Here is a 24,997-nt window from a genome sequence, read left to right on the forward strand (position 1 = left end):
TAGAATCCTCTCCGGGTCGGGCATCAGACAGGGCAGGGGCCGTCAGGGCTTCTGCCCTGTTTGCTTTTTCAGGCCGGCTCCTGGGCAGGCGGGTGGCGGCTCGGCGGGGGCGACGGCGGCTCCAGTCTGCTCCGGCGCGGCCGCGTCGAGCTCGGTCCATCGCCGGATGGTCTCAAAGAGGGTCTGGGGCCGGATCGGCTTGGTGATGTAGTCGTCCATGCCTGCCTCCAGGCAGCGCTCCCGGTCGCCGGCCAGGGCGTGGGCGGTCATGGCGACGATGGCGTGGCGCGGCTGGCCGGTCTCCTCCCACTGGCGGATGGCGCGGGTGGCGGCCAGGCCATCGAGGACCGGCATCTGCACGTCCATGAAGACGAGGTCGAAGCGCTCCCGGGCTACGGCCTCCACAGCCACCTGGCCGTTGCTGGCGATCTCCACCTGGTAGCCGGCCTTGCGCATCATGGTGGCGGCCATCTTCTGGTTGACCGGGTTGTCCTCCACCAGGAGGATGCGCACCTCCCGCAGCCGCTGCTCGGCCAGGAGGTGCCGGGTGACCACCGGCCCGGGGCTGGCGCTGGCCGCCGGCGGGCTGCCGTGCGCCACGGTGGTGATCGTCTGCAGCAGAAGAGACTGCCGCACCGGCTTGACAAGGTAGGCGGCGATGCCATGGCTGCGGAGCCGGGCCACGTCCCCCCGCTGGCCCAGGGAGGTGAGGATGATGATGGCGGTGTCCCGGATCTCCGGGGTGCTCTTGATGATGATGGTGGCGTGCTCGCCATCCATGCCCGGCATCTGCATGTCCAGCAGAACGAAACGGTAAGGGGCGCCGGCGGCGGCCGCCATCTTGAGCATGTTGATGGCCTCGGCGCCGGAGGCCACCGCCAGCGGCCGGCAGCCGAACCCCTCCAGCATCTTGGCCAGGATGCTGCGGTTGGTATCGTTGTCGTCCACCACCAGGGCCTTCATGCCCCGGATGTCCACCGGCGCCGTGTCGAGGGTGGCGGCCGCCAGGGGCTGTTTGGGCAGCGTCACGGTGAGCCAGAAGGTGCTGCCCTGTCCCTCCTCGCTGTCGACACCGATGCGGCCGCCCATCATCTCCACCAGCCGGCGGGAGATGGACAGGCCCAGACCGGTGCCGCCGAAGACCCGGGTGGTGGAGCCGTCGGCCTGGGTGAAGGCCTCGAAGATCACGGCCTGCTTCTCCCGGGAGATGCCGACGCCGGTATCGCTCACCGACAGGCGTACCGTGGCCTTCTCCGCCGTTTCGTCCACCAGCTCGGCCCGCAGGATCACCTCGCCCCGGCCGGTGAACTTCACCGCGTTGCCCCCCAGGTTGAGCAGGATCTGGCGGAGGCGGCCGGAATCCCCCCGGAGCAGGCAGGGCACCTCGTGGTGCACCAGACAGGCCAGCTCCAGACCCTTGGCCGAGGCCTGAGGAGCCAGGGTCTCCGCCACCCCCTCCATGGTCAGCCGCAGGTTGAAGTCGATGATGTCGAGGCTGAGCTTGCCAGCCTCGATCTTGGAGAAGTCCAGGATGTCGTTGATGATCTCCAGGAGGGACTGGGCACTGCGCTGCACGGTGACCAGGTAGTCCCGCTGCTCCTCGTCCAGCTCGGTGGCCAGGGCCAGCTCCGTCATGCCGATGATGCCGTTCATGGGCGTGCGGATCTCGTGGCTCATGTTGGCCAGGAATTCGGACTTGAGGCGGCTGGCCTCCTCGGCGGCCTGGCGGGCGGCGATCAGCTCCTCCTGGGCCAGGCGGCGCCGGGTGATGTCCCGGCAGACATGGACCACCCGGGCGATGGCGCCGTCCTCCTCCCGGATGGGGGAGGTGGCGACCTCGGTGTAGACCGCCTGGCCGTTGCGAACCCGGTGCACATGCTCGGCCCGGGCGTGGCCGCCGGAGGCCAGGGTTTCGCTCAAAGGGCACCGGTGGTCGGGGGGGCCACACGGGATGACGCTGCCGTGGGTGACCTCGTGGCAGGTGCGACCCAGGACCTGCTGCCCTTCTTCCTGGGCGTAGTGATCGTAAAAGACCCGGTTGGCGTCGACAATGACGAAGGTGCGGGCATCGATGATGGCGATGGCATCTTGCATGCTGTCGAGGACAGTACGGGTAAAGGCCTCGGAGCGGCGCAGGGCGTCCTCGGACTGGCGGCGGGCCGCGAGCTCCGCGGCCAGCTCCCGGGTGGTGGCGTCCAGAGCGGCGGTGCGGGCTGCCACCTGCTTCTCCAGGCTCTCCCGGTAGCCGTCCAGCTCGGCATCCCGGTGCTCGATCTGCTCCAGCATGCTGTTGAAGCCGTCAGCCAGGAGCCCGATCTCGTCGCGGCTTGCCACCTGGGCGCGGGCGGTGAAATCCCCCTGGCCGGTGCGGCGCATCTGGAGGACGATATGATGGATGGGCCGGGTGATTGCCCGGGAGAGGAGGAGAGAGACCAGCAAGACCAGGGCCAGGCAGGCCAGGAAGCTGGTGCCCAGGAAGACGAGATCGTGGCGGATCTCGCCCTTGTACCGCCGCGTCGAGATGCCGGTCTCGACGCGGCCGATGGGGTGGTCGTTGTGGAGGATCTGGCTGCGGTAGACCTTGACCGAGGCCGGGTCCAGGTCGGCCGGCCGCCCGCTGCTCCTGGTGAGGGGGTGGCCTTCCCGGTCCAGGATCACCGCGTAGACGATCTCCTGGTCCTGGAGGATATCGTGCACATATTCCTCCAGGGACCAGTAGTCGTAGGTGAGGATGGGCACAGCGCTGATCCGCGCCAGGAGGCGGTTCACGGACACCGCCTTCTCCTCGATGCGCCGGCGGGAGTCGGTATCAATCCGGTAGAGAAAGTACGAGCCCAGGAGGGCGCACACCAGCAGCACCGGTGTGACGATGCACACCAGGATCTTGTTGGTGAAGCGGCTGCCCAGAGGGTTAGCCATCAGGCCCCGTATTCCTTGAGCTTGCCCAGGATCTTCTCCGGCCGGAAGTTGGTTGCCGGTGCCTGGACGCCGAGATCGGTCAGCACCGACCGGGACAGATCGGACAGGAAAACCTCGGCGGCCAGCTTCGCCTCGTCGATGTCTGCCGCCAGGAGGCCGTAGCGCTTCATGATCTCGATGATCACCCGGGCCGAGCTCTGGAAGGGGAAGGGGAAGAAGTCGGAGCGGCCGGGGGTGAAGGCGGCCTGGAGCACCGGCTTCGGCACCTGGTCGTAGCGGAAGTCGGAGCTGGCGCGCAGGAGGTCCACCAGCTCCTCCCGGTTGCTGGCCTCGTTGGCGACAAGCCCTCCTTCGGTGGTGGCCCGGGTGACATCCGTGACCAGCTCCCGGTGGTCCTCGAAGAACTGCCGCCGGGTGACCAGGGCGCAGCAGGGGTGGTTGGGCCACAGGTACTTGGAGAACATGTAGGCCGTGCCGATCCCCTTGGCCTCCACCACCGCATTCTTGGGCTCGGGCATGACGAAGCTGTCCACGTCGCCCCGCTGCATGGCCTCGATGCTGTCGTCCAGCTCGATGATCCGGAAGTTGACATCCCGGGTCCAGTCCAGGCCCTGCATCTCCAGAAACATCATGTTGAGGAGGTAATGCACGCTCAGCTTGCTGTGGTTGGACAGGGTCTTGCCCATGAAGTCGCCGGGGGCCTTGATGTTGGAGGCCTTGGCGACCATGAGCGCCGCGCCGTTGGTGCCGCCCACCTGGGGGATGACCAGGGGCGTCGCCTGCTCGAACGGCTTGGCGCCGGTGTGGATAGCGAAGGCCAGCGGCACGATGAGCTGCCCGAAATCCAGCGTGCCGGCGATGAGATCCTTGGCGATGAGGGGCATGGCGGGATAGTTCACCAGGTTGACGGCAAGCTGGCGGCGCTCGAACAGTCCCTTCGTCCGGGTGAAGACAAAGGGCGCGGCACAGTGGGATGGCCCGAAGAGGCCGATGCTCACCTCCCGGGGCTTGACGGGGGTGGCCCACAGACGGCTGGCCGGCAGTCCGGCGGCCAGGGCCAGGCTGCCGGTGGCAGCAAGAAAGTCGCGACGGGACAAGGCAGGCTCTCGGACAGCAGGTCCTGGGGCAGGCTGGGCGGGGCTGGACATCGAGTATCCTCCACGGGATGAGGTCCTGGGGTGGCGGGTGCCTGGGGTTGGCATGGCATCCCCCATGATAGCGAAAGGGGGCCCTGCTTGAGAAGTCCTTGCGGCAGGCGGCCCGGACGGAAAGCGGCTTGCAATGGCAGACCCCTTTGCTAGAATGCCGGGCCGGGTGCACCAGCCAGGCCTGCCGAGTCGCGGGGGGAGTCTGGTGCCGTCAACTGCAGGAGGATATGCGATGAAGGCCTCACTCCCGGTCCGGGGACTGATCCTTGCCGCCGGCAAGGGAACGCGCATGAAGTCGGATCTGGCCAAGGTCTTGCACCCCATCTGGGGCAAGCCCATGCTGGAGCATGTCCTTGCCGCCGTGAACGGTTTGGAGCTGGCCGGCCTGGCGGTGGTGGTGGGCCACCAGGCGGATCGGGTGCAAGAGGCGCTGGCCGGCCGGAACCTGGCCTTCGTGCTTCAGGAGCGCCAGAACGGCACCGGTCACGCAGTCTTGTGTGCCGAGCCGGTCCTGGGGCGAGAGGGCGGCCTCACCCTGATCCTGTGCGGGGACACCCCGCTCATCCGCACCGAGACCCTCAAGGCCTTTCTGGCCCAGCACCAGGAGCGCCGGCCTCTGGTGACGCTCATGACCACCGAGCTGGCCGAGCCCTTTGGCTACGGCCGGATCGTGCACACGGCCGGCGGGGCGGTGTGCCGCATCGTCGAGGAGAAGGACGCCAGCCCGGAGGAGCGTCGCATCCGCACGATCAACGCCGGCATCTACTGCGCGGACACCGCCTTCCTCTTCGCCGCCTTGGCCAGGGTGGGCACCGATAACAGCCAGGGTGAGGTCTATCTGACCGACATCGTCAGCCAGGCTACGGCCGGGGGCGGCAGGGTGGACACCTTCCCCTGCGCCGACCCCATGGAGGTCCTGGGGGTGAATTCCCGACGGGAGCTGGCCCAGGCCGGCCGGGTGCTTCAGGAGCGCCTGAACCGGCAGCACATGGCAGCCGGCGTCACCATGGCGGATCCCGCCACGGTGTGGATCCAGGGGGAGGTGGCTATCGGGCCGGATACCGTGCTTGAGCCGCAGGTCCTCCTCAAGGGGCCGGCCACGATCGGCCGTGGCTGCCATCTGGGACCTTTTCTGGTTCTGGAGCGTTGTCGTCTGGGTGACGGGGTGCGGGTCGGCCCCTTCAACCATCTCGTCGACTGCCAGCTGCCGGCCGGCGCCACCGTTCCACCGGGCCTGCCGGCTGGAAACAACCTCTGAGCCCGCCGCTGTCACCACCAGACGGGCCGATCGGCCTAGGCATTAACAAGTTGTTTTTTCAGTTCTTTTTTGATGGGGTCCCCGGCGGGTGCGCGGGAGAAACCCCTTGACTAAGCTCTTCCCGCCTGAGTATAGTACGCCCTGAAATCAGGGGGTGGCCGCGCGGAAGCCGGGCAGCTTGGCTGTTGCCCCTGCTGGCTGATATGGGCTGGATGTGGACTGCCGCCAGCCTCGATCCAAGGAGAAGGCTTATGGAGAACCAGGAGGCATTGGTTAGGCTGGAGCAGTTTGTGGATAGGCTCCTGGCTGCCTGCCGCGAGCTCAAGGAGGAGCGGGCTGCCCTCGTCCGGCGGCTGGAAGACAAAGAGCGCCTGATCGCCGAGCAGGGGGAGGCGCTGGCCGCATTGCGGGATGAGCGTAATGTGGTGCACAGTCGGGTCAGCGGCCTGTTGCGCCGAATGGAAGACTGGGAGCACAGCGAGCTGGGTGACGAGATGGCCGGCGAGGCGGAGGAGGTGGCGGCGGTGGCAGTGCCGCGGCCGAGCTCGACCGAGCCGTCGCGGTTGTTTTCTTTGGCCGAGGAGCGGTGAGCGGGAGGCGGCCCAGGGGGGTGCGGCCTCGATGAATTCCCAGGAGCGGCGGGCGGCCTGGCAGGCCCGTGGTGAGGCAGGTTGGAGCGACTGGTCAAGTTTGTGGTTCTCGGGCAGGAGTTTCCTCTTTACACCAGTGCGCCGGAAGAGGACGTCCAGGAGATCCTCCAGCTCGTGCGAAGCCAGTTCGAGGCCTTCACCCAGGGGCGAGCCGCCGGCCTGCCAGCCAACAAGGTGGCCGTCCTGGCCAGTCTGAACATGGCTGATCAGTACATCCGCCTGCGGCGGGATTTCGAGCAGTATCAGGAACGGGTCAACCGGTGGGCAGCCCAGGTGGCCGCCAAGGTGGAAGAGGGTCTGTCCTGACAGGGGTTCCCCTGCTGTGTTTGTGATCGGAGCGATCATTTTGAGCCAACATGACTATGAAGGGGGTCTTTCCTGGGTGCCAATGGCTTGCCGAGTCGATCGGCAGGCCTGCGGGACTCATAGGATCCCCACCTAACTCCGGTTAGGTTCAATAGTACGCTACGACACGGCATTGGCGGGGGATTTTGCATTACGGACGGCACCCCACTGGGGGCGTCCTTCACGATACACCCAGAATTCCTTTGGAAGCTGCCGGCGGCGCGGGACCCCCGGCATGTGGTGACAGTGCCCGGCGGGTGCAGCCGGGGCGGGAGTTGACAGGGAGTACCGGAAGACCGTGCCCGGGTGCGAGCTGGTGGCGCCTCAGGGCCTTGGACTAAGGACGTTGGACAAGCTAACCTGGGCCGCGGCACGCTGCGGCATGGGATCCCGAACAGGTCGGGTGGACATAGACGCTCGTAGGAAACGGATTCCGATGCGCACGGAGAACAGCTTCGACAACATGTCGGTCGGTCCCGCACCAGCGACCTTTCATCGGCCGGTGGCCGGAGCGGGGCTCGCCGGTGAGCTGGGGCGGCTGCCGCCCGACGAGGCGTTGATCCAGGATCGGTAGTCGTCCACCCAGCGCGGCCGCAGCCCTTATCTTCCACCCTCGTCGCCTCCCCCCTCCGTGGCGGACCGGTTTGCACCGGCTCCGTGACGCGCCTGCCCACCCTCGCGGTCACCCTGCTTTCACGTGCGGCCCCGGCAGTGGCCTTTGTTGCCGCAAGCCCGGATTCCGGCCCGGCCGGTCCAGTGTTTGGCCGCACCCCTTCGTCCCAGGAGGAAACCTCCGTGCAGATATCGGTCGGCACCGTGCTCTTGGTCATTCTGGGGATCGCCGTCGGTATGGCCGTCGGCGCGTTCCTGTGGAAGCGCCTGGTGGATAATCGCCACCGCAATCTGGAGGAGCAGGGCCGCAAGCTCATTGAGGATGCCCTGGCCGAGGCGGAGCGCCTCAAGAGGGAGGCAGGCCTGGCCGCCAAGGACGAGGCCCTGGGTATCAAGCTGGAGGCGGAGCGGGAGATCAAGGCCCGCAAGGCCGAGGTGCAGGAGGAGGAGCGGCGGCTGTCCCAGCGGCTGGAGCAGATCGAGCGCAAGATCGATCTGCTGGACCAGCGGGAGATGGAGCTCCTCAAGCGGGAGCAGGGCTTCGGCCGCCTGGAGGCGGAGGTGGAGGAGCGCAAGAAGCGCCTGGACGCCCAGATCGAGGAGCAGCGCTTCGAGCTGGAGCGGCTGGCTGGCATCTCCCAGGAGGACGCCAAGAGGCTTCTGACCGAAAGCATCGAGAGCGAGGCGCGCATGGACGCCGCCAAGGCCCTGGTGCGCATCGAGAACGAGACCCGGATCCAGGCGGATCGCAAGGCCAAGGAGCTCATCGGCCTGGCCGTGAGCCGCTATGCCGGGGACTATGTCGCCGAGAAGACGGTTTCGGTGGTGCCCCTGCCCAACGAGGAGATGAAGGGCCGGATCATCGGGCGGGAGGGCCGCAATATCCGCACCCTGGAGGCGGCCACCGGCATCGACCTCATCATCGACGATACCCCGGAGGCGGTGATCCTTTCCGGCTTCAATCCGGTGCGGCGGGAGGTGGCCCGTCTGGCTTTGGAGCGGCTCATTGCCGATGGCCGCATCCACCCAGCCCGCATCGAGGAGATTGTGGAGAAGGTCTCCCAGGAGCTGGAGGTCTCCATCCGCGAGGCCGGAGAGCAGGCCACCTTCGATGTCGGCGCCCATGGCCTGCACGTGGAGCTGATCAAGCTTTTGGGCCGCCTCAAGTACCGGACCAGCTATGGCCAGAACGTGCTCCAGCATTCCTTGGAGGTGGCCTTCCTGGCCGGCATCATGGCCGCCGAGCTGGGCCTCAATGTCAAACAGGCCAAGCGGGCCGGGCTGCTGCACGACATCGGCAAGGCGGTAGACCACGAGGTGGAGGGGTCTCATGCGGCCATTGGCGCGGATCTGGCCCGGAAGTACGGTGAATCCCCCAAGGTGGTCAACGCCATCGCCGCCCACCACGAGGAGGTGCCGCCGGAGGGCGTGGTGGACGTGCTGGTCCAGGCGGCGGACGCCCTGTCCGGCGCTCGGCCCGGGGCGCGCAAGGAGATGCTGGAGACCTATGTCAAGCGCCTCCAGGACCTGGAGCGGGTGGCCAATTCCTTCAAGGGGGTCAGCAAGTCTTTCGCCATCCAGGCCGGCCGGGAGCTGCGGATCATGGTCAACAGCGAGAAGATCTCCGACGCCGATGCGGTGCTGCTGTCCCGGGACATCGCCCGCAAGGTCGAAAACGAGCTGACCTACCCTGGCCAAATCCGGGTCACCGTGATCCGGGAGACCCGGGCCGTGGACATCGCCAAGTAGCCTCCTCAACCAGGCCCTGCCAAGGAATCGCCCATGGCCGTCTCCCCCCTCACCATCGACGAGCAGCTGGCCCTCATTGAGCGGGGCGCCGTGGACATCGTCTCCCGGCCGGAGCTGGTGGAAAAGCTCCGGCAAAGCCAGGCCACTGGTCGGCCCCTGCGGGTCAAGGCCGGCTTCGACCCCACCGCCCCGGACCTCCACCTGGGCCATACGGTGCTGGTCCAGAAGATGCGCCACTTCCAGGAGCTGGGCCATCAGGTGCTGTTTCTGATCGGTGACTTCACCGGCATGATCGGCGACCCCACCGGCAAGTCGGAAACGAGAAAGGCCTTGACCCGGGCCGACGTGGCCAGGAATGCCGAGACCTACAAGGAGCAGATCTTCAAGATCCTCGATCCGGAGCGCACCGAGGTGGTCTTCAACAGCGCCTGGCTGGAGAAGCTTTCTGCCTACGACTTCGTGCGCCTGGCCTCTCAGCTCACCGTGGCCCGGATGCTGGAGCGGGAGGATTTCCGGCTCCGCTTCCAGGGCAGCCAGCCCATTTCCATCCACGAGTTCCTCTACCCCCTGGTGCAGGGCTACGACTCGGTGGCCCTTGCGGCGGACGTGGAGCTGGGCGGCACCGATCAGCTCTTCAACCTTCTCACCGGCCGGGATGTCCAGCGGGCCTGGGGCCAAGCGCCCCAGGTGGTGATCACCATGCCCCTCCTGGAGGGTCTGGACGGGGTCAACAAGATGAGCAAGTCCCTGGGCAACTACATCGGCATCACCGAGCCGGCTGCCGAGATCTTCGGCAAGGTGATGTCCATCTCCGATCCCTTGATGTTCCGCTACTACGAGCTGCTCAGTGACCTGCCCGCCCACGAGGTCGAGGGCTTGCGGCAGCAGGTGGCGGCCGGCGGCCTCCACCCCAAGGCCGCCAAGGAGCAACTGGCCCGGGAGCTGGCCGGCCGCTTCCACGGCCCGGAGGAGGCCGCGGCCGCCCAGGCCCATTTCCAGCGTCTCTTCCAGCAGCACCGGCTGCCGGACCAGATGCCGGAGAGGCGATTCCCTGCCGGTCTGGAGCCGATCCGGCTGCCGCGCCTGCTGCTCGATGCCGGTCTCGTGGCCAGCACCTCCGAGGCCCGACGCCTCATCGAGCAGGGGGCGGTCTCCATCGACGATCGGCGCGTGGGGGATCCGGAGCACGGGGTGGCCGCGGCCGGTGAGCTGGTGCTCAAGGTGGGCAAACGGCGCTTCGCCCGTATCGTCTTCGCGTAGCACGGCCGCAAGGCCCCGATCAGGGCAGGCTCGCCGGCCGCCACCTCCCTGGTGGCGTCCCCGAGCCGAGGAGAGAGACCAACATCCAGGGAGGCAGACCAGCGATGGAGATCGAGCGGCGGGACACCGGCAGGGCCAACGTGAAGCTCAAGGTCACCTTTGGCAGCGACACCGAGTTCAGATCCGCCTTCACCGCCGACATCGGCGTCGGCGGGCTCTTTCTCCACACCGACCGGCTCCTGGCCCGGGGTGAGCATCTCTATGTGGAGTTCAACCTGCCGGACAGCGGCGAGATGGTGGAGGCCGAGGCCGAGGTGCGCTGGCTGCGGCAGAACGGCACCCCGGAGGACGGCATGGGCGTGAAGTTCCTGGCCATGTCCCAGGCCCATTTCGCCAAGGTGGCCGGCTACCTCAAGAAGGTGCACATGCTGCCGAAGCGCTCCGGTTGAAGGCTTGGGCCCCGGCACCCCACCGGGCTGCTGGGGAATCGTGTCGGCCCTGTTCTTATGTGGAATGGAAAATGTTTTGACAGATTGCATAAGTTGCGGCTAGGCTCCCGACATGATCCCCCGGGACTGCGACCCGACCATCCGCGCCTTGCTGCAAGGCTTTCCGGCCGTCACCCTGACCGGGCCCCGACAATCGGGCAAGACCACCCTGGCCAAGGCCATCTTCGCCGATCGGCCCTATGCGTCACTGGAGGAGCCGGATCTGCGCCAGTTTGCCCAGGACGATCCGCGGACCTTCCTGGAGCGTTTTCCTGATGGTGGCGTGCTCGATGAGCTGCAGCGTTGCCCCGAGCTTTTCTCCTATCTCCAGACCCGCCTGGATGGCGAAGGCCGTCTGGGTCTTTTCATCCTGACCGGTTCCCAGCAGCTGGGGCTCATGTCCGGCATCAGCCAATCCCTGGCCGGTCGCACCGCCTTCATGGAGCTGTTGCCCTTCTCCCTGCCGGAACTGGCGCGGGCGGACAAGCTGCCGTCCGATGCCGATACGCTGATTCTCTCTGGCTGCTACCCACCACTCTATGACCGGCCAGTGACACCGGCAGCATGGTTTTCCGCCTATGTGGCTGCCTATGTGGAGCGAGACGTTCGGCAGCTGCTCAACGTGCACGATCTGGGGGCTTTTCAACGCTTCGTGCGCTTGTGCGCCGGCAGGACCGGTCACCTGCTCAACCTCTCCTCCCTGGCCACGGAATGCGGTATCACCCACAACACCGTCAAATCGTGGCTCTCGGTCCTGGAGGCCAGCTATCTGGTGTGGCTGTTGCGGCCCCACCACGTCAGCTTCAACAAGCGGCTGGTCAAGATGCCCAAGCTCTATTTTCTCGACACTGGCCTCGCCAGCTGGCTGCTGGGCATCCGCACCACCACCCAGCTGGCGAATCATCCCTTGCGGGGAGCGCTGTTCGAGACCATGGTTCTTGCCGAGCTGGTCAAATCGCGACGCAATCTCGGCGAGTCCGGCGGCCTGTATTTCTGGCGCGACAGCAACGGCAATGAGGTTGACGTCATTGTGGAGCTGGGCGACCGGCTGATGCCGGTGGAGATCAAGTCCGGCAAGACGGTGAATCGGGATTTCTTTGTTGGGCTGGAGAGGTGGCAGGCCCTTGCCGGCTCGACGGCCCTTCATCCCACCCTGGTCTACGGGGGCGCGGAGACCTATCGCCACAAGGGGATGCAGGTGACCAGCTGGCGGGATGGCGGCTCCCTCTTTGCTTCTTGATGGCTGGGGGCAAAGAGCGGTGCCGCCGCGACCCCCGGCGCAAAGGCTGCGGTGATCCGGAAGGCAGCCCGGCCAGCGGGCTGACGAGCCGAAGATCAGGAGAAGCACGGCGTCCCCGAGGTGGGGGAAGCGGGGCGGGGCGGGGGATCGGGATGATGAAGCCAGGCCGGCGGCAATTGCCGCCGGCCTGGCTTCATTTGGGGGCGGGATCAACCCTCCTTCTTGGGCTCCAGGGCAGCCTGCCGGCTGACCAGGGCCTGCCAGGAGCGCTCCACGTCCCGCTGGGCCATGGCCATGAGCTCGTCGGCCATGGTCGGGTTGGAGAGGCGCAGGGCCCGGTAGCGGTTCTCGGCCTTGGCGTAGTCGGCGAAGGGCATGGACGGCGCCTTGGAGTCGATGGTCAAGGGGTTCTTGCCCGCCGCCTCCAGCTCCGGGTTGAAACGGTAGAGCGGCCAGTGGCCGCAGGCCACCGCCTTCTTCTGCTGCTCCAGACCCTGGGTCATGTCGATGCCGTGGTTGATGCAGTGGGCATAGGCGATGATGAGGGAGGGGCCGTTGTAGGCCTCGGCCTCGTTCATGGCCTTCACCACCTGGCCCGGGTTGGCGCCCATGGAGACCTTGGCCACATAGACGTTACCGTAGGTGGCGAAGATCATCCCGATGTCCTTCTTGGGCATCTTTTTGCCGCCGGCGGCAAACTGGGCGGTGGCAGCCCGGGGGGTGGACTTGGACATCTGGCCGCCGGTGTTGGAGTAGACCTCGGTGTCGAGAATGAGGACGTTGACGTTCTCGCCGGAGGCGAGCACGTGATCGAGGCCACCGTAGCCGATGTCGTAGGCCCAGCCGTCTCCGCCGATGATCCAGACCGATTTCTTGACCAGGTAGTCAGCGATGGCGGCCAGGCGCTTGGCGGTGCCGCTATCGAGGCCGGCCAGCTTGTCCTTGAGGGCGGCAACCCGGCCCCGCTGGGCCTCGATCTCGGTCCGGGTGGCCTGGGGCGCCGAGAGGATCTCCGCCACCATGGCTGCATCCAGGCTGCCGGCGGTGGTCAGCTCGCCCAGGAGCTCCTCGGCCATGGCACGGAACTTGTTGGCGGTCTGGCGCATGCCGAGGCCGAACTCCGCGTTGTCCTCGAAGAGCGAGTTGGCCCACACCGGTCCCCGGCCGTCGGCCCGCACGCAGTACGGGGTGGTGGGCAGGTTGCCGCCGTAGATGGAGGAGCAGCCGGTGGCGTTGGCGATCATCATCCGGTCGCCGAAGAGCTGGGTGGCGAGCTTGATGTAGGGGGTCTCGCCGCAGCCGCCGCAGGCGCCGCAGTACTCGAAGAGCGGCCGCAGAAGCTGGCTGCCCTTGATGGTGGTCGGATCGATCTCCTCGTACGGCATCTCCGGCAGGGACAGGAAGAATCTGTAATTCGCCGCCTCCCGCTCCCGGAGCTCTTCCGTGTTCTTGACCATGTTGATGGCCTTGTGCTCCGTCCTCTTGCCCTCCGCATCCTTGGCAAAGGCCGGGCAGTTGACCACGCAGTTGGCGCAGCCGGTGCAGTCCTCGGTGGCCACCTGGAGGACGCACTTCTTGCCCTCGAACTTTTTGCCCTTGGCATCCGCGGACTTCAAGGTGGCCGGCGCGCCCGCCACGTCGGCAGCGTCCACGATCTTCATGCGGATGACCGAGTGCGGGCAGACCAGGGAGCACTGGGCGCACTGGATGCAGACCTCCGGGTCCCACTCCGGCACGGTGACCGCGATGTTGCGCTTCTCGTACTGGGTGGTGGCGGTGGGCCAGGTGCCGTCCGCCGGCATCTGGGAGACCTTGATCTCGCTGCCCTTGCCCTCGATCATCTTGGCGGTGACCTCCCGGACAAAGGCCGGGGCGTCCGCCGGCACGGTGGCCGGCCGGTGGTGGCCGCTGATCGTAGCCGGCACCGCCACCTCGTGGATGTTGCTCACCGCCGCGTCGACAGCGGCGTAGTTCATGTTCACCACCTTGTCGCCCTTGGTGCCGTAGGTTTTCTTGATGGCGGTCTTGATGGAGGCGATCGCCTCTTCCTTGGTGAGGATGCCGGAGATGAGGAAGAAGGCGGTCTGCATGATCATGTTGATGCGGGCACCCAGACCGATGGCGCCGGCGAGGCTGATGGCATCGATGACGTAGAACCTGAGCTTCTTGTCAACGATCTGCTTCTGGACCTCGGCGGGAAGGTGCTGCCAGACCTCGTCCTTGTTGAAGCCGGTGGTAAGGAGAAAGGTGCCGCCTTCCTCGATGTTGGACAGCATGTCGTACTTGTCCAGGAAGGTGAAGTTGTGGCAGGCGATGAAGTTCGCCTTGTTGATGAGATAAGGCGCGATGATCCGGCTCTTTCCGAAGCGCAGGTGGCTGGTGGTGATCGAGCCGGACTTTTTGGAGTCGTAGACGAAGTAGCCTTGCGCGTTGTTGTCCGTCTCGGTGCCGATGATCTTGATGGTGTTCTTGTTGGCACCCACCGTGCCGTCCGCGCCCAGGCCGTAGAACATCGCCCGGTAGACCCCGGTGCCCTCGATGTTGAAGGCCGCCTCGTCGTAGGCCAGGCTGGTCAGGGCCACGTCGTCGTTGGGACCGACGCAGAAGTGGCTCTTGGGCGTATCGCTGGCCAGGTTGTCGAAGACCGCCTTGACCATGGCCGGCGTGAGCTCCGCCGAGCCCAGACCGTAGCGACCGCCGACCACCCGGGGGGCCTTGGCCAGGGTGCCGTTGTCCTGGGCCTCGCCGATGGCGGTGCGTACATCCTGATACAAGGGCTCACCCGCGGCGCCCGGCTCCTTGGTGCGGTCGAGAACGGCGATCCGCTGCACGCTCTCAGGCAGGGCCGCCACCATGGCCGCGGCGTCGAAGGGCCGGAAGAGGCGGACGATGACCAGACCCAGCTTGGCACCCTGGGCCACCAAGTGCTCCACCGTGGCAGCCACCGTCTCGCAGCCGGAGCCCATGGCGACGATGACGTCGGTGGCATCCTCGGCCCCCAGGTAGTCGAAGAGATGGTACTGGCGGCCGGTGAGCTTGGCGAAGCGGTCGAAGGTCTCCTGGACAATGCCGGGCACCTGGGCGTAGAAGCTGTTCACCGTCTCGCGGCCGGTGAAGTAGACGTCCGGGTTCTGGGCAGTGCCGCGCATGGCCGGCCGGTCCGGGCACAGGCCCCGGCTGCGGTGGGCGATCACCAGTTCGTCGTCGATCATCGCCCGCATGTCATCCATGGTCAGCTGCTCCACCTTCTGGATCTCGTGGGAGGTCCTGAAGCCGTCGAAGAAGTGCATGAAGGGGATGCGGGATTTCAGGGTGGCCTGCTGGCTCACCAGAGCGAAGTCCATGCACTCCTGGACGCTCTGGGAGCACAGCATGCCCCAGCCGGTCTGGCGGGCGGCCATGACGTCGCTGTGGTCGCCGAAGATGGACAGGCCCTGGCAGGCCAGGGAGCGGGCGGTGATGTGGAAGACCGTGGGGGTGAGCTCGCCGGCCAGCTTGTACATGTTGGGCAGCATCAGGAGCAGGCCCTGGGAGGCCGTGAAGGTGGTGCACAGGGCGCCGGTGGTCAAGGAGCCGTGCAGGGAGCCGGCCACGCCGCCCTCGGACTGCATCTGGGAGACCAGGGGCACGGTCCCCCAGAGGTTCTTCTGGCCGGCCGTGGCCTTGGCATCCGCCTCGGCGGCCATGGGCGACGAGGGGGTGATGGGGTAGATGGTGATGATCTCGTTGGTGGCATACGCCACATGGGTGCAGGCCTGGTTGCCGTCGATGGTGACCATCTTCCGTGACATGCGCGTCTTCTCCTCGTTCGGGTCTAGGGTTTGGAAAAGGGATCGTGCCCTGAAAAACGAACTGCAGAATAGCGAAGGGACTGAGGCTGCCGCAGCTCTTCGTGCTGGCGGCGACCAGCTCAAGCGCCGCGGGATTTGAGGATCAGCTCCGGGGGATTCAACAGCACCTTGGTGCCTGGCGGCACCGAGCGGGTCAGCCAGACATTGCCGCCGATCACCGAGCCGGCGCCGATCACCGTCTCTCCCCCCAGGATGGTGGTGCCGGCGTAGACGGTGACGTCATCCTCCAGGGTGGGGTGGCGCTTCCTGCCCCGTTCCAGGGCACCGGAGGCATCCCGCTTGAAGGCCAGGGCCCCCAGGGTGACCCCCTGGTAGATCTTCACCCGGTTGCCGATGACCGTGGTCTCGCCGACCACGACCCCGGTGCCGTGGTCGATGAAGAAGGAATGCCCGATCTCGGCCCCGGGATGGATGTCGACCCCGGTGACGCTGTGGGCATACTCGGTCATGATCCGCGGCAGGAGCGGCACTGACAGCTCGTGCAAGGCGTGGGCGATCCGGTAGACGGTGATGGCGAAGACACCGGGGTAGCAGAAGATGATCTCGTCCACCCCTTTGGCTGCCGGGTCCCCCTCGTAGGTGGCGCGGACGTCCGTGGCCAGGCTGGCCCGGAGGTCCGGCAGCCGCTGCAAGAAGGCATAGGCCTTCTCCTTGCCCTGCTCGCTGCACTCCTGGCAGGGCAGATGGCAGCGGATGCAGTCATGACGGATGGCGTTGGTGATCTCGACGCTCAGTCGATCGAAAAGGCTCGAGATCTCAAGGCCCAGCCGGTAGCGCAGGTTGACGGCATCCACCCCCTGGGTGCCAAAGTAGCCCGGGAAGAGGATATCCCGGGTCGCCTCCACCAGGGCGACGACATTGGCCCGGGAGGGCAGGGGCTCGGCACCCACGTGCTCGAAGCACTGGCCGGAGTAACAGGTGTCCACCAGGCGGTCGACGACCTCCGGCAGCCGGTGGCGAAACTCGATGGCTTGCGACCGCACCTCCCGGCAGGGGCCGCCTTCGCTCACGTTGTCGTGGTCCTGGTCCAAGGTCATGGCTTGTCATGCCCTCCCAACCGGCAGAAGGGAGGGGCGGGCCGGCGGCCAGGCTGCGGGCCCGGACTCCTGGCAGGGATCGCGAAGGATGATGGCTTCGCTCAGGAACAGAAAGCCCAGGACGAGCTCACTACGACGTTCTCAAGGATCCGCTGGAACAGGCGGAATGAGGCGCCCGGCGGTCTCAAGGGAAAAAGGCCTCCTATTCTATGAGGAAGGGGCGAACATTGCAAAAGGTTTTTTCCCCAAGAACGTTCTTGACAAGTGCAGGCGCCGTCGGTAAGTTTCCCGCCGTGTGGTTGCCGAAGTGGCGGAATTGGTAGACGCGCTAGGTTCAGGGTCTAGTGGGGGTCTCCCCGTAGGAGTTCAAGTCTCCTCTTCGGCACCAGCACTCTTTTCCCTCTCCATTCGGCCTTTCCTGTTTCCCTCCCGGTTCCGCCAGCAGTCAACGCTCCTGTCCTGATCAGCCGGGCGGGGCGATCTTGTGTGTCGTGGGTCCCGGGACCCGGTTTCGACCGGGGGCGTCTCCTCGCGCAAAGCCCCAGCTGCATTTCCGGGAGCCCCATCATTTGGACACCTCCGAGCAGACGGACGGCATTGAGGTGGCGGTGATCCGCTCCCCCAGCCGGCGCCGGGTGGAAACCCTGGCCGTGGTGGTGTCGGCGGCCGGCATCAGCTACCGCATCGACCGGGACCATGCGGTCTGGGGCCTCTTTGTGCCGGCTGCCGAGGCCTTCCGGGCCCGGGCCGAGATCGCCCGTTTCGAGGAGGAGGAGCGGGCCTGGCCGCCCCCTGCCCAGGAGCCGGTACCGGTCCTGTCGCCACGGCCGCCCACCATTCTGCTCGCCGGTGCCCTGGCCGGCTTCTACCTGATCACTGGCCCCTGGGCCCTTGATACCATCTGGTTTCGAATCGGCGCCGTGGCGTCGGAGCGCATCCTGAGCCACGGCGAGTGGTGGCGTCTGATCACCGCCCTCACCCTGCACGCCGATCCGGTGCATGTGGTGGGCAACATGCTCATTGGCGGGGTGATCATCCACCTGCTGTGCCGGCAGATGGGCAGTGCCCTCGGCCTTTTCCTGGTGCTCCTCTCCGGGGCGCTGGGCAACGCCGCCAACGTGCTGGCCCGCCAGGGCCCCCATCTGTCGGTGGGCTTTTCCACCGCCGTCTTCGGTGGTCTGGGCATCCTGGCCGGCCAGGAGCTCTGGCGTCGCCGGCGGGCGGCCTGGCGGGGGATGCTGTTGCCGTTGGCCGCCGCCTTGGCCCTTCTGGCCATGCTGGGCGCCGAGGGGGAGCACACCGACCTGGGTGCCCATCTCTTTGGCCTGGCCGCCGGTCTTCTCCTGGGGCTGGCCGCTGCTGTTCTGCCGGGCAGCCCACCCGCTCGTCTGCCCCGTCCGGTGGCCTGGGCCCTGGGGATCGCCAGTCTGGCGGTGGTGGTGGGGGCCTGGTGGCTGGCCATCCGGAACAGCTGACGGCGCTGGCCGCTGCGCCCGGCCTGGCGCTGCCATGTTCCAGGCCAGGGGTTGCATTTCTCGTCTGACCCTTGTATCTCAGGGAAGGCTGCCGAGCCGGAATGGCATGGGACGGTGGCGGGCGCCGCCGACTTGGCGGGCCGGTGGGACGCAACGCCTTAAGGAGACGCGCATGGCCTGGGAACAACCGCAGTCACCATGGGGGCAGGGGCCACGGCCCCCAAGCCTGGAGAAGCTCATCGCCAACCTGCTGAACCAGATCCGGGAGGCCTTTGCCGGTCGCGGTGCAGGCGGCGGCGGTGACGGCTCCGGAGGCAGCCGGCCGCGGCCGGCTGCGGGCCCTGGCGGGCCCTCCCGTCTGGGCCGCGTCGCGACCTTCCTGCTGGTGCTGTTCCTGTTGAACGCCGCCCTGTCTTCCTTCTACACCGTGCAGCCTGGCGAGCGGGGGGTGGTGCTGCGCCTGGGCCGCTACGCCCATACGACCAGCTCTGGGCTCAACTTCAAGATCCCGTACCTGGACGAGGTGGTCAAGGTGGATGTGGAGAAGGTGCAGAAGGAGGAGTTCGGCTTCCGCACCAAGGTCCCGGGGCAGCAGACCACCTACGAGAAGGGCGGCTTTGAGCCCGAGTCCCTCATGCTCACCGGCGACAAGAACGTCATCGATGCCGAGTGGATCGTTCAATACAAGATCCGGGACCCCATGAGCTACCTCTTCCGGATCCGGGATCCCCGGCAGACGGTGCGGGATGTCTCCGAGACCGTCATCCGCCGGGTGATGGGCAACGCCAACTTCGACTACGTGCTCAGCAACCGGGAGATCCTGGCGGCGGCCACGGCCCGGGAGATGCAAGAGTCCCTCGACCGCTTCGAAAGCGGGATCGACATCGTCACCGTGCAGCTCCAGGATGTGAATCCGCCGGAGCGGGTCAAGCCAGCCTTCAACGAGGTCAACGAGGCCGATCAGGACATGAAGCGCCTGGTGAACGAGGCGGAGGAGGCCTACAACCGGGAGATCCCTAAGGCCAGGGGCACCGCCACTCAGCTCCAGGAGGAGGCCCGGGGCTATGCCATCGAGCGGGTCAACAACGCCCAGGGCGAGACCGCCCGTTTCCTGTCCATCCTGGAGGAGTACCGTCAGGCGCCGGAGGTAACCCGCAAGCGCATGTACCTGGAGACCATGCGGGCCGTGCTGCCAAACGTGAAAGAGATCTACGTGATGGACGCGGAACAGGGCGGGGTGGTGCCCTTCCTGGATCTTTCCCGAGGCCGGAAACAGCCGTAGGGCTGGCACACGGAGGCACGAGCATGGCCAAGAGCATCCGTTTCGTTCTTCTTGCCGTGGTGGTGGGGCTGCTGGCCCTGGCCTGGGATGCCTTCTTCCTGGTCCGGGAGGGGCAGCAGGCGGTGATCATGCAGTTCGGCCGGCCGGTGGGCAAGCCCATTGTCGAGGCCGGGCTGCAGCTCAAGCTGCCCCTCATCCAGAACGTTCGCTACTTCGAGCGCCGCATCCTGATCTGGGACGGCGATCCCAACCAGATCCCCACCAACGACAAGACCTTCGTCTACCTGGAGGTGACCGCCCGCTGGCGGATCGCCGATCCCTTGCGGTTCCTGCAGGCGGTCAACAACGAAAGCCGGGCCCAGAGCCTGCTCGACGACATCATCGACGGCACGGTGCGGGATCTGGTGAACAAGAACGATCTGGTGGAGATCATCCGCTCCTCCGACTGGTCCCGGGAGGCCATGGGCGGGGAGGTGACCGAGGAGATCGCCTTTGGCCGGGACAGGATCACCGCCATGATCCACGAGGCCGCGGCCAAGATCACGCCGTCTTACGGCATCGAGCTTCTGGACGTGCTCTTCAAGAGGGTCAACTACATCGAGAGCGTGCGGCTCAAGGTCTACGAGCGGATGATCTCGGAGAGGAAGCGGATTGCGGCGGAGAAGCGCTCGTACGGCGAGGGCCAAAAGGCGGCCATCCTCGGCCGGCTGGACAAGGAGCTCAAGGAGATCATCTCCACCGCCAACCGGGACGCCCAGATGATCCGGGGCGAGGCCGATGCCGAGGCGACCCGCATCTACGGCGAGGTCTACAGCCGGGATCCGGATCTCTACGCCTTTCTGACCACCCTGGAGAGCTACCGGGAAACGGTGGCTGGCAACAGCACCCTGGTTCTGTCCCCGGATTCGGAGTTCTACCAGTATCTCAAGAAGATCCGCTGACCGGCTTGCCGCTGGCACCAACCTGCAGATAGCCGGGCCGCTCCCGGGCCGGGTCGAAGGGGATGCGGCCCTGGGCCTCCAGCCGCCGGGCCAGGGCGCCGATCTCCTCCTCGGCGATCTCGGCGGTATCCAGTTGCTCGAAGCGGCACGGGCAGCGGGTGAGCTGGCCGCCGCACCAGGGGCAGGTCTCCACCGGGCAGCCCAGGACATGGCAGTCGCCGGCCGAGACCCCGCAGGCCGGGCAGATCTCCGGGCTCTCGTCGATGGGCCGATACGGGGGCAGGGTCTCGGCCCGGGTATCGAGTCCGGCCAGGGCCGGCCGCTCCCGCAGCCGGAAGTACTGCAAGACCTCCGGGTCCCAGATGCCGGCACCGGCCGGCCCCAGGAAGGTGGCGCCCTCGCTGGACACCAAGTAGAAGAAGGCCTGGCCGCCCGCCGTGCGCGCCATGAGCAGGCAGACGCCCCGCCGCCGGGCGGCCAGCCGCAGGTCCACCACCGCGTCCTCCACCGCCTCCGGCAGATAGCTGTAGAACTCGTGCAGGAGATGGAGGGCCACGGTATCGGCCCGGAAACGGGCCACCAGGGCCTGGGCCTGGGGAAGATCTTGCTCCGGCACCGCGTAGCGCATGAGAAGCTCGATGTGGGCGACCCGCTCGCCCAGGCTGGGCATCATGGCTCCGGCTCACGGCTGCTGCCGCCAGCGGCCCGGGCCGCCAGGGCAGAACGGATGGCGGCCACCAGGGCCCGGGTCTCGGCCTCGATGTCCGGCGCCTGGGTGAGGGCGGTGACCACCGCCAACCGGCGGGCACCGCGGCGCACCAGCTCCGGCACGTGGTCGCGCTTGATGCCGCCCATCACCGTAAACGGCAGGGGGGACAGGCGGCACCAGGCCTCGATCGCCTCGGGACCCACGGAGCGAGCCACTCCCGTCTTGGTGGCGGTGGGGAAGATGGGGCCGATGTTGTAATACGAGGCGCCCTGGGCCAGGGCGGCGGCCACATCCTCGCCGCTGTGGCAGGAGACGCCGATGATGAGCTCGGGGGCCAACCGGCGGGCCGCCTCGGCCGGCAGGTCCTGGTCGCCCAGGTGGATGCCGTCGGCATCCACAGCCAGGGCCACATCCAGCCGGTCGTCGATGATGAAGAGCGCCCCGGCATCGCTGGTCAGGCGCCGGAAGGCCTCGGCCTTGGCGTAGAGCTGCCGGCTGCTGGCCTCCTTGTCCCGGAGCTGGACGATGCGGGCGCCGCCGGCCAGGACCGCCCGCAGCCACTCCAGATCCGAGCGGCCGGCAGCCAGCCTCTCGCAGGACACCGGGTAGACGGTGACCTCTTCGGTCAGGAGGCGCAGGCGCTGGGCCAGGCGGCTGGCGGCTGGGGAAGAGGCGGCAGGGGCGACCATGGTGCCCCCATTCTAGCCGGACCGCTCGCCGCAGCAATCTCTTTTCTTGCCCGTATCGGGCCTTTCCACTAAAGTATTTCCCCTGGCTCAGCGGCTGCGGCCAGGGAGGCATCCGAGCACCAGAGGCGAGGCGACACCATGCTGGATCGATACATCACGGACGAACAGGCGGAGCTCCATGTGGGCGGGCAGGTCTACCGGCTACCGGTGATCATCGGCGCCGAGGGCGAAAAGGCCATCGATATCCGTGCGTTGCGGAGCAAGACCGGCTACATCACCCTGGACAGCGGCTTCATGAACACCGGCGCCTGCGCCAGCGCCATCACCTACCTGGACGGTGAAAAGGGCATCCTGCGCTACCGGGGCTATGCGGTGGAGGACTTGGCCGAGCATTGCACCTTTGTGGAGGTGGCCTATCTGCTGGTGCACGGCTCCCTGCCCACCCAGGCGCAGCGGGATCTCTTCTCCGGCTTCCTGGGCCGCTATGCCCTCATCCATGAGGACATGATCCACTTCTTCGACGGCTTCCCAGCCCATGCCCACCCCATGGCCATCCTGTCCTCCATGGTCAACACGCTGTCCTCGTTCTATCCGGAGATGACGGAAAACCCGGTGGAGAACCTGGATTCCATGGTGGCGAGGCTGTTGTCCAAGGTGCGGACCATCGCGGCCTTTTCCTACAAGAAGTGCATCGGCCATCCCCTGGTCTATCCCCGCCATGATCTGTCGTATTGCGCCAACTTCCTCAACATGATGTTCGATTCACCGGTCATGCCCTACATGATCCGGCCGGAGGCGGTGGATGCCCTGAACAAGGTCCTCATCCTCCACGGCGACCACGAGCAGAACTGCTCCACCTCGGCGGTGCGGCTGGTGGGCAGCGCTCGGGTCAACCTCTACGCCTCCATCTCTGCCGGCATCAGTGCCCTGTGGGGCCGGCTGCACGGCGGCGCCAACCAGGCGGTGGTGGAGATGCTCTCCCAGATCCATGCCGAGGGCGGCAATTACCGGAAGTTCGTCGAGAAGGCCAAGGATCCCAAGGACGAATTCCGCCTCTACGGCTTCGGCCATCGGGTGTACAAGACCACCGACCCGCGGGCCAGGATCATCAAGCGCACCTGCGACGAGCTGCTGGCGAGCTTGGCGATCAATGACCCCTTGCTGGACATCGCCAAGGAGCTGGAAGAGATTGCCCTCAAGGACGAGTACTTCATCAGCCGCCACCTGTACCCCAACGTCGACTTCTATTCCGGCATCATCTACCGGGCCCTGGGGATCCCCACCAACATGTTCCCGGTGATGTTTGCCCTGGGCCGGCTGCCAGGCTGGATCGCCCACTGGATCGAGATGTGGGACGACCCCAACTCCAGGCTCGGCCGGCCACGGCAGGTCTATATCGGGCCCCAGGCCAGGCCCTTCGTGCCTGTGGAGGAGCGGCGCGAGGCTGGAGGCTGAGGGGGCGCCCGTCTTCCTGCTCCCCTTGCCGGGGGCGAGATGGTATGCTGGGACATTCCATTCCTGATGAAGGGCCACGGACCGGCCCTGTCCTGGGGCAGGATGCCCGGGTGCAGGGGGATTCCTGATGCCGCCCACCCAAGCTGTAGGCAACGGCCCGGCAGAACTGGCCAACCTGGCAAGCCCGGCGCGGCAGCCCCGGGTGCCGGCGCTTTTCCAGGCACAGGCGCCGGCAGCCCAGGATGTTGAGGTGCGGCTGGGCAGGGCCGAGGTGCGTCCAGCCCTGGCCCAGGGCGGGCAGGTGCGGAGCTGTGCCTGCGGCATCTGCCGGCTGTGCGCGGCCCAGGCCTATGCCCGGCAGGGGGGAGGTGCCGGCGGCGGCGGGCCGGCCACCGGCAGCCCAGGTGGGGCAGCCGGCGCCTCTGACCAGACCGGCACGGCGGCCGAAGCTGCAGGGTCTGGCGATACGGCGGCCGTGGCCGCCCAAGACCAGGTGCTGACCGCCCGGGAGCAGCTGGCGGTGGCCTCCCTCCGGCGCCGGGATACCGAGGTCAAGGCCCATGAGCGGGCGCATCTGGCGGCCGCCGGCGGCTACGCCACCAGCAGCGCCCACTATCAGCGGGTGCGGGGTCCGGATGGCCGGTACTACGCGGTGGGAGGCGAGGTGGGGATCGACACCTCGGCGGAGGGCAGCCCGCAGCGGACCATCGCCAAGATGCTCACCATCCGGCGGGCCGCCCTGGCCCCGGCCAATCCGTCGGCGCAGGATCGGCGGGTGGCGGCCCTGGCGGGCCAACGTCTGATGACCGCCTACGGGGAGCTCGACGCCCTCAGGCGAGAGGAGCAGGCTGCCCGCCAGGAGGCGATACAGGCCAGAGGTGCGGGGCAATCGGCCGAGGACGGCGCCGGGGGCGTCGAGACTGGCCAGGAGGGGTCCGAGACCCCTGCGCCGGCAGGGGCGCCCCGCCCCAGCCCCGGTTTGCCGCCGGCTGGCAGCCAGGCCCGCGGTCTTGGCAGCTTCAGCCGCATCGTCTAGCTTGCCTAAAGCCCCCCGCACATGCTGGCGAAGTTCTCGCACTCCCGCTGATTGGCGAACGGGCAGCATTCCTTCTGGAACCACTGCCGCTTCGGGCACCAGTAACGATCCCGGAAGGGCTCGTTGCAGCCCCGGTGGGTCAGGCGGCGCCGCGTCTGGTCGCCGTAGTGCACGGTGTCCCCTTCCACTGCAAATCGCCAGACTGCCATGGCCGTCTCTCCTTGAGGTGAGGTCGTTTGGGTAGCAGGCCCGGCCTTGGTCGGTTTCTGGGACGCCCGTTTTTTGCCTTCCCTTCTTCCTCCTTTTCTCGACCTCTTTACTCATGGTATCGGCATGGCTCAGCGGCCCCTGCAATCTTTTTCAACGGCGGATCAGGGCGCTGGGGGGGGGAGCCGTGGAGGAGGTGCGGCAGCTGCGCGCTGGAGGCCTGCCGGCGGCGGGGTCGGTTGGCTCGTAAGGGCGTGGTCGGGCGGTCCTCCCAGGGAACCTCCGAGCGGCCGTGACGTGACCCTTCTCCCTTGCTGCCCTCCCCCATTGGGGTATCGTCTGGTCCTCTGCCTTGGGCTTGTTCGCTCCCTCCCCCAGCGGGTGCTCAGCGGGGGAGGGCCGGGGTGGGGGCATGACGGCCCCCCGTTTCCGGCACTCCCGGTGAACGGCTCACGTCGTGGGAGTCCGGTATTCCGTCCATTTTCCGGGAAAGCGGTCGGTTGGTCCGGGAAGAGCGACTATTACCGCCGACCTGAAACCCCGCAGGTTTTGCCGGTGAGAAAGTCGGCAGCCTTGGGCGGCTGAAAAGGCCGCAGGTTCTTCTTCCCGCCCTTCCGTCCTTACCTTCCCTGGTTTTTCTTCCCCC

Annotated in this window: 20 protein-coding genes and 1 tRNA gene; 14 read left to right on the forward strand and 7 right to left on the reverse strand. The window is 67.0% G+C overall.

From position 1 onward, the window contains the following. Window positions 1-42 precede the first annotated feature (42 nt). Together AB1634_04870 and AB1634_04875 are read right to left on the reverse strand one after the other, a co-directional pair. Window positions 43-2,919 carry a response regulator gene (locus AB1634_04870; GenBank protein MEW6218854.1) on the reverse strand — a complete coding sequence of 959 codons (2,877 nt, stop codon included), beginning with the start codon at window positions 2,917-2,919 and terminating at the stop codon, window positions 43-45. After that, window positions 2,919-4,016 carry an ABC transporter substrate-binding protein gene (locus AB1634_04875; GenBank protein ID MEW6218855.1) on the reverse strand — a complete coding sequence of 366 codons (1,098 nt, stop codon included), beginning with the start codon at window positions 4,014-4,016 and terminating at the stop codon, window positions 2,919-2,921. Before AB1634_04875 ends, AB1634_04870 begins: the two co-directional genes overlap by 1 nt. A 283-nt stretch (window positions 4,017-4,299) precedes the next feature. On the opposite strand from AB1634_04875, the gene AB1634_04880 reads away from it, so the two are divergent. The 8 genes from AB1634_04880 (at window position 4,300) to AB1634_04915 (ending at window position 11,669) form a co-directional block, all read left to right on the forward strand. Beyond that, a complete protein-coding gene (locus AB1634_04880) occupies window positions 4,300-5,325 on the forward strand; it encodes an NTP transferase domain-containing protein (protein ID MEW6218856.1) in 1,026 nt (341 codons plus the stop codon). 251 nt (window positions 5,326-5,576) lie between these two features. Beyond that, entirely contained in the window at window positions 5,577-5,915 is a 339-nt protein-coding gene (locus AB1634_04885) for a cell division protein ZapB (GenBank protein MEW6218857.1), read from the forward strand. Window positions 5,916-5,996: 81 nt separating this feature from the next. Further along, entirely contained in the window at window positions 5,997-6,281 is a 285-nt protein-coding gene (locus tag AB1634_04890) for a cell division protein ZapA (protein ID MEW6218858.1), read from the forward strand. 475 nt (window positions 6,282-6,756) lie between these two features. Then, window positions 6,757-6,894 (forward strand): hypothetical protein, encoded by a 138-nt coding sequence (locus AB1634_04895; protein MEW6218859.1) that lies wholly within the window; start codon window positions 6,757-6,759, stop codon window positions 6,892-6,894. A gap of 221 nt (window positions 6,895-7,115) precedes the next feature. Then, entirely contained in the window at window positions 7,116-8,681 is a 1,566-nt protein-coding gene (gene rny, locus AB1634_04900) for a ribonuclease Y (GenBank protein MEW6218860.1), read from the forward strand. A gap of 33 nt (window positions 8,682-8,714) precedes the next feature. Then, a complete protein-coding gene (tyrS, locus tag AB1634_04905) occupies window positions 8,715-9,941 on the forward strand; it encodes a tyrosine--tRNA ligase (GenBank protein ID MEW6218861.1) in 1,227 nt (408 codons plus the stop codon). A 104-nt stretch (window positions 9,942-10,045) separates the two neighbouring features. Continuing rightward, window positions 10,046-10,390, forward strand: a complete 345-nt coding sequence (locus AB1634_04910) for a TIGR02266 family protein (protein MEW6218862.1) — start codon at window positions 10,046-10,048, stop codon at window positions 10,388-10,390. A 112-nt stretch (window positions 10,391-10,502) separates the two neighbouring features. Then, a complete protein-coding gene (locus AB1634_04915) occupies window positions 10,503-11,669 on the forward strand; it encodes an ATP-binding protein (GenBank protein ID MEW6218863.1) in 1,167 nt (388 codons plus the stop codon). A 209-nt stretch (window positions 11,670-11,878) separates the two neighbouring features. Here the strand turns inward: AB1634_04915 and nifJ are convergent, their stop codons facing one another. Next, complete coding sequence (nifJ, locus tag AB1634_04920) at window positions 11,879-15,460, reverse strand: pyruvate:ferredoxin (flavodoxin) oxidoreductase (protein ID MEW6218864.1); 3,582 nt, start codon at window positions 15,458-15,460, stop codon at window positions 11,879-11,881. 119 nt (window positions 15,461-15,579) lie between these two features. After that, the gene (locus tag AB1634_04925) at window positions 15,580-16,557 is read right to left on the reverse strand and encodes a serine acetyltransferase (protein ID MEW6218865.1); all 978 of its coding nucleotides are present in this window, start codon (window positions 16,555-16,557) and stop codon (window positions 15,580-15,582) included. Window positions 16,558-16,858: 301 nt separating this feature from the next. Here AB1634_04925 and AB1634_04930 point away from each other — a divergent pair. From AB1634_04930 to hflC, 4 genes are all read left to right on the forward strand, one after another. Continuing rightward, window positions 16,859-16,945 (forward strand) — tRNA-Leu (locus tag AB1634_04930). Window positions 16,946-17,126: 181 nt separating this feature from the next. After that, window positions 17,127-18,032: a rhomboid family intramembrane serine protease gene (locus AB1634_04935; protein ID MEW6218866.1), complete on the forward strand. Its 906-nt coding sequence runs from the start codon at window positions 17,127-17,129 to the stop codon at window positions 18,030-18,032. Window positions 18,033-18,204: 172 nt separating this feature from the next. After that, complete coding sequence (gene hflK, locus AB1634_04940) at window positions 18,205-19,314, forward strand: FtsH protease activity modulator HflK (GenBank protein ID MEW6218867.1); 1,110 nt, start codon at window positions 18,205-18,207, stop codon at window positions 19,312-19,314. 23 nt (window positions 19,315-19,337) lie between these two features. Further along, window positions 19,338-20,255: a protease modulator HflC gene (gene hflC / locus AB1634_04945; GenBank protein ID MEW6218868.1), complete on the forward strand. Its 918-nt coding sequence runs from the start codon at window positions 19,338-19,340 to the stop codon at window positions 20,253-20,255. Here the strand turns inward: hflC and AB1634_04950 are convergent. Then, on the reverse strand, window positions 20,239-20,928 hold the full coding sequence (locus tag AB1634_04950) for a hypothetical protein (GenBank protein MEW6218869.1): 690 nt from the start codon (window positions 20,926-20,928) through the stop codon (window positions 20,239-20,241). The two genes, hflC and AB1634_04950, sit on opposite strands and share 17 nt — an antisense overlap. Further along, a complete protein-coding gene (gene thiE, locus AB1634_04955; protein ID MEW6218870.1) occupies window positions 20,925-21,653 on the reverse strand; it encodes a thiamine phosphate synthase in 729 nt (242 codons plus the stop codon). The genes AB1634_04950 and thiE overlap by 4 nt, the downstream gene beginning before the upstream one ends. A gap of 138 nt (window positions 21,654-21,791) precedes the next feature. Between thiE and AB1634_04960 the strand changes: the two genes are divergently transcribed. Continuing rightward, window positions 21,792-23,108: a citrate synthase gene (locus AB1634_04960; protein MEW6218871.1), complete on the forward strand. Its 1,317-nt coding sequence runs from the start codon at window positions 21,792-21,794 to the stop codon at window positions 23,106-23,108. Window positions 23,109-23,235: 127 nt separating this feature from the next. After that, on the forward strand, window positions 23,236-24,144 hold the full coding sequence (locus tag AB1634_04965) for a putative metalloprotease CJM1_0395 family protein (GenBank protein MEW6218872.1): 909 nt from the start codon (window positions 23,236-23,238) through the stop codon (window positions 24,142-24,144). Window positions 24,145-24,149: 5 nt separating this feature from the next. On the opposite strand, the gene AB1634_04970 is transcribed toward AB1634_04965, so the two are convergent. Continuing rightward, on the reverse strand, window positions 24,150-24,353 hold the full coding sequence (locus tag AB1634_04970) for a hypothetical protein (GenBank protein MEW6218873.1): 204 nt from the start codon (window positions 24,351-24,353) through the stop codon (window positions 24,150-24,152). Window positions 24,354-24,997: the final 644 nt, after the last annotated feature.

Source organism: Thermodesulfobacteriota bacterium, assembly GCA_040755095.1.
Lineage (GTDB): Bacteria > Desulfobacterota > Desulfobulbia > Desulfobulbales > JBFMBH01 > JBFMBH01.

What these genes read in the sequence shown, in the direction of transcription:
- AB1634_04950 (MEW6218869.1), bottom strand. Translation starts at nt 20,928, where the DNA reads ATGATGCCCAGCCTGGGCGAGCGGGTCGCCCACATCGAGCTTCTCATG.
- AB1634_04970 (MEW6218873.1), bottom strand. Translation starts at nt 24,353, where the DNA reads ATGGCAGTCTGGCGATTTGCAGTGGAAGGGGACACCGTGCACTACGGC.
- AB1634_04915 (MEW6218863.1), top strand. Translation starts at nt 10,503, where the DNA reads ATGATCCCCCGGGACTGCGACCCGACCATCCGCGCCTTGCTGCAAGGC.
- AB1634_04870 (MEW6218854.1), bottom strand. Translation starts at nt 2,919, where the DNA reads ATGGCTAACCCTCTGGGCAGCCGCTTCACCAACAAGATCCTGGTGTGC.
- AB1634_04895 (MEW6218859.1), top strand. Translation starts at nt 6,757, where the DNA reads ATGCGCACGGAGAACAGCTTCGACAACATGTCGGTCGGTCCCGCACCA.
- nifJ (MEW6218864.1), bottom strand. Translation starts at nt 15,460, where the DNA reads ATGTCACGGAAGATGGTCACCATCGACGGCAACCAGGCCTGCACCCAT.
- tyrS (MEW6218861.1), top strand. Translation starts at nt 8,715, where the DNA reads ATGGCCGTCTCCCCCCTCACCATCGACGAGCAGCTGGCCCTCATTGAG.
- AB1634_04910 (MEW6218862.1), top strand. Translation starts at nt 10,046, where the DNA reads ATGGAGATCGAGCGGCGGGACACCGGCAGGGCCAACGTGAAGCTCAAG.
- AB1634_04965 (MEW6218872.1), top strand. Translation starts at nt 23,236, where the DNA reads ATGCCGCCCACCCAAGCTGTAGGCAACGGCCCGGCAGAACTGGCCAAC.
- AB1634_04960 (MEW6218871.1), top strand. Translation starts at nt 21,792, where the DNA reads ATGCTGGATCGATACATCACGGACGAACAGGCGGAGCTCCATGTGGGC.
- thiE (MEW6218870.1), bottom strand. Translation starts at nt 21,653, where the DNA reads ATGGTCGCCCCTGCCGCCTCTTCCCCAGCCGCCAGCCGCCTGGCCCAG.
- hflK (MEW6218867.1), top strand. Translation starts at nt 18,205, where the DNA reads ATGGCCTGGGAACAACCGCAGTCACCATGGGGGCAGGGGCCACGGCCC.
- AB1634_04885 (MEW6218857.1), top strand. Translation starts at nt 5,577, where the DNA reads ATGGAGAACCAGGAGGCATTGGTTAGGCTGGAGCAGTTTGTGGATAGG.
- hflC (MEW6218868.1), top strand. Translation starts at nt 19,338, where the DNA reads ATGGCCAAGAGCATCCGTTTCGTTCTTCTTGCCGTGGTGGTGGGGCTG.
- AB1634_04925 (MEW6218865.1), bottom strand. Translation starts at nt 16,557, where the DNA reads ATGACCTTGGACCAGGACCACGACAACGTGAGCGAAGGCGGCCCCTGC.
- AB1634_04880 (MEW6218856.1), top strand. Translation starts at nt 4,300, where the DNA reads ATGAAGGCCTCACTCCCGGTCCGGGGACTGATCCTTGCCGCCGGCAAG.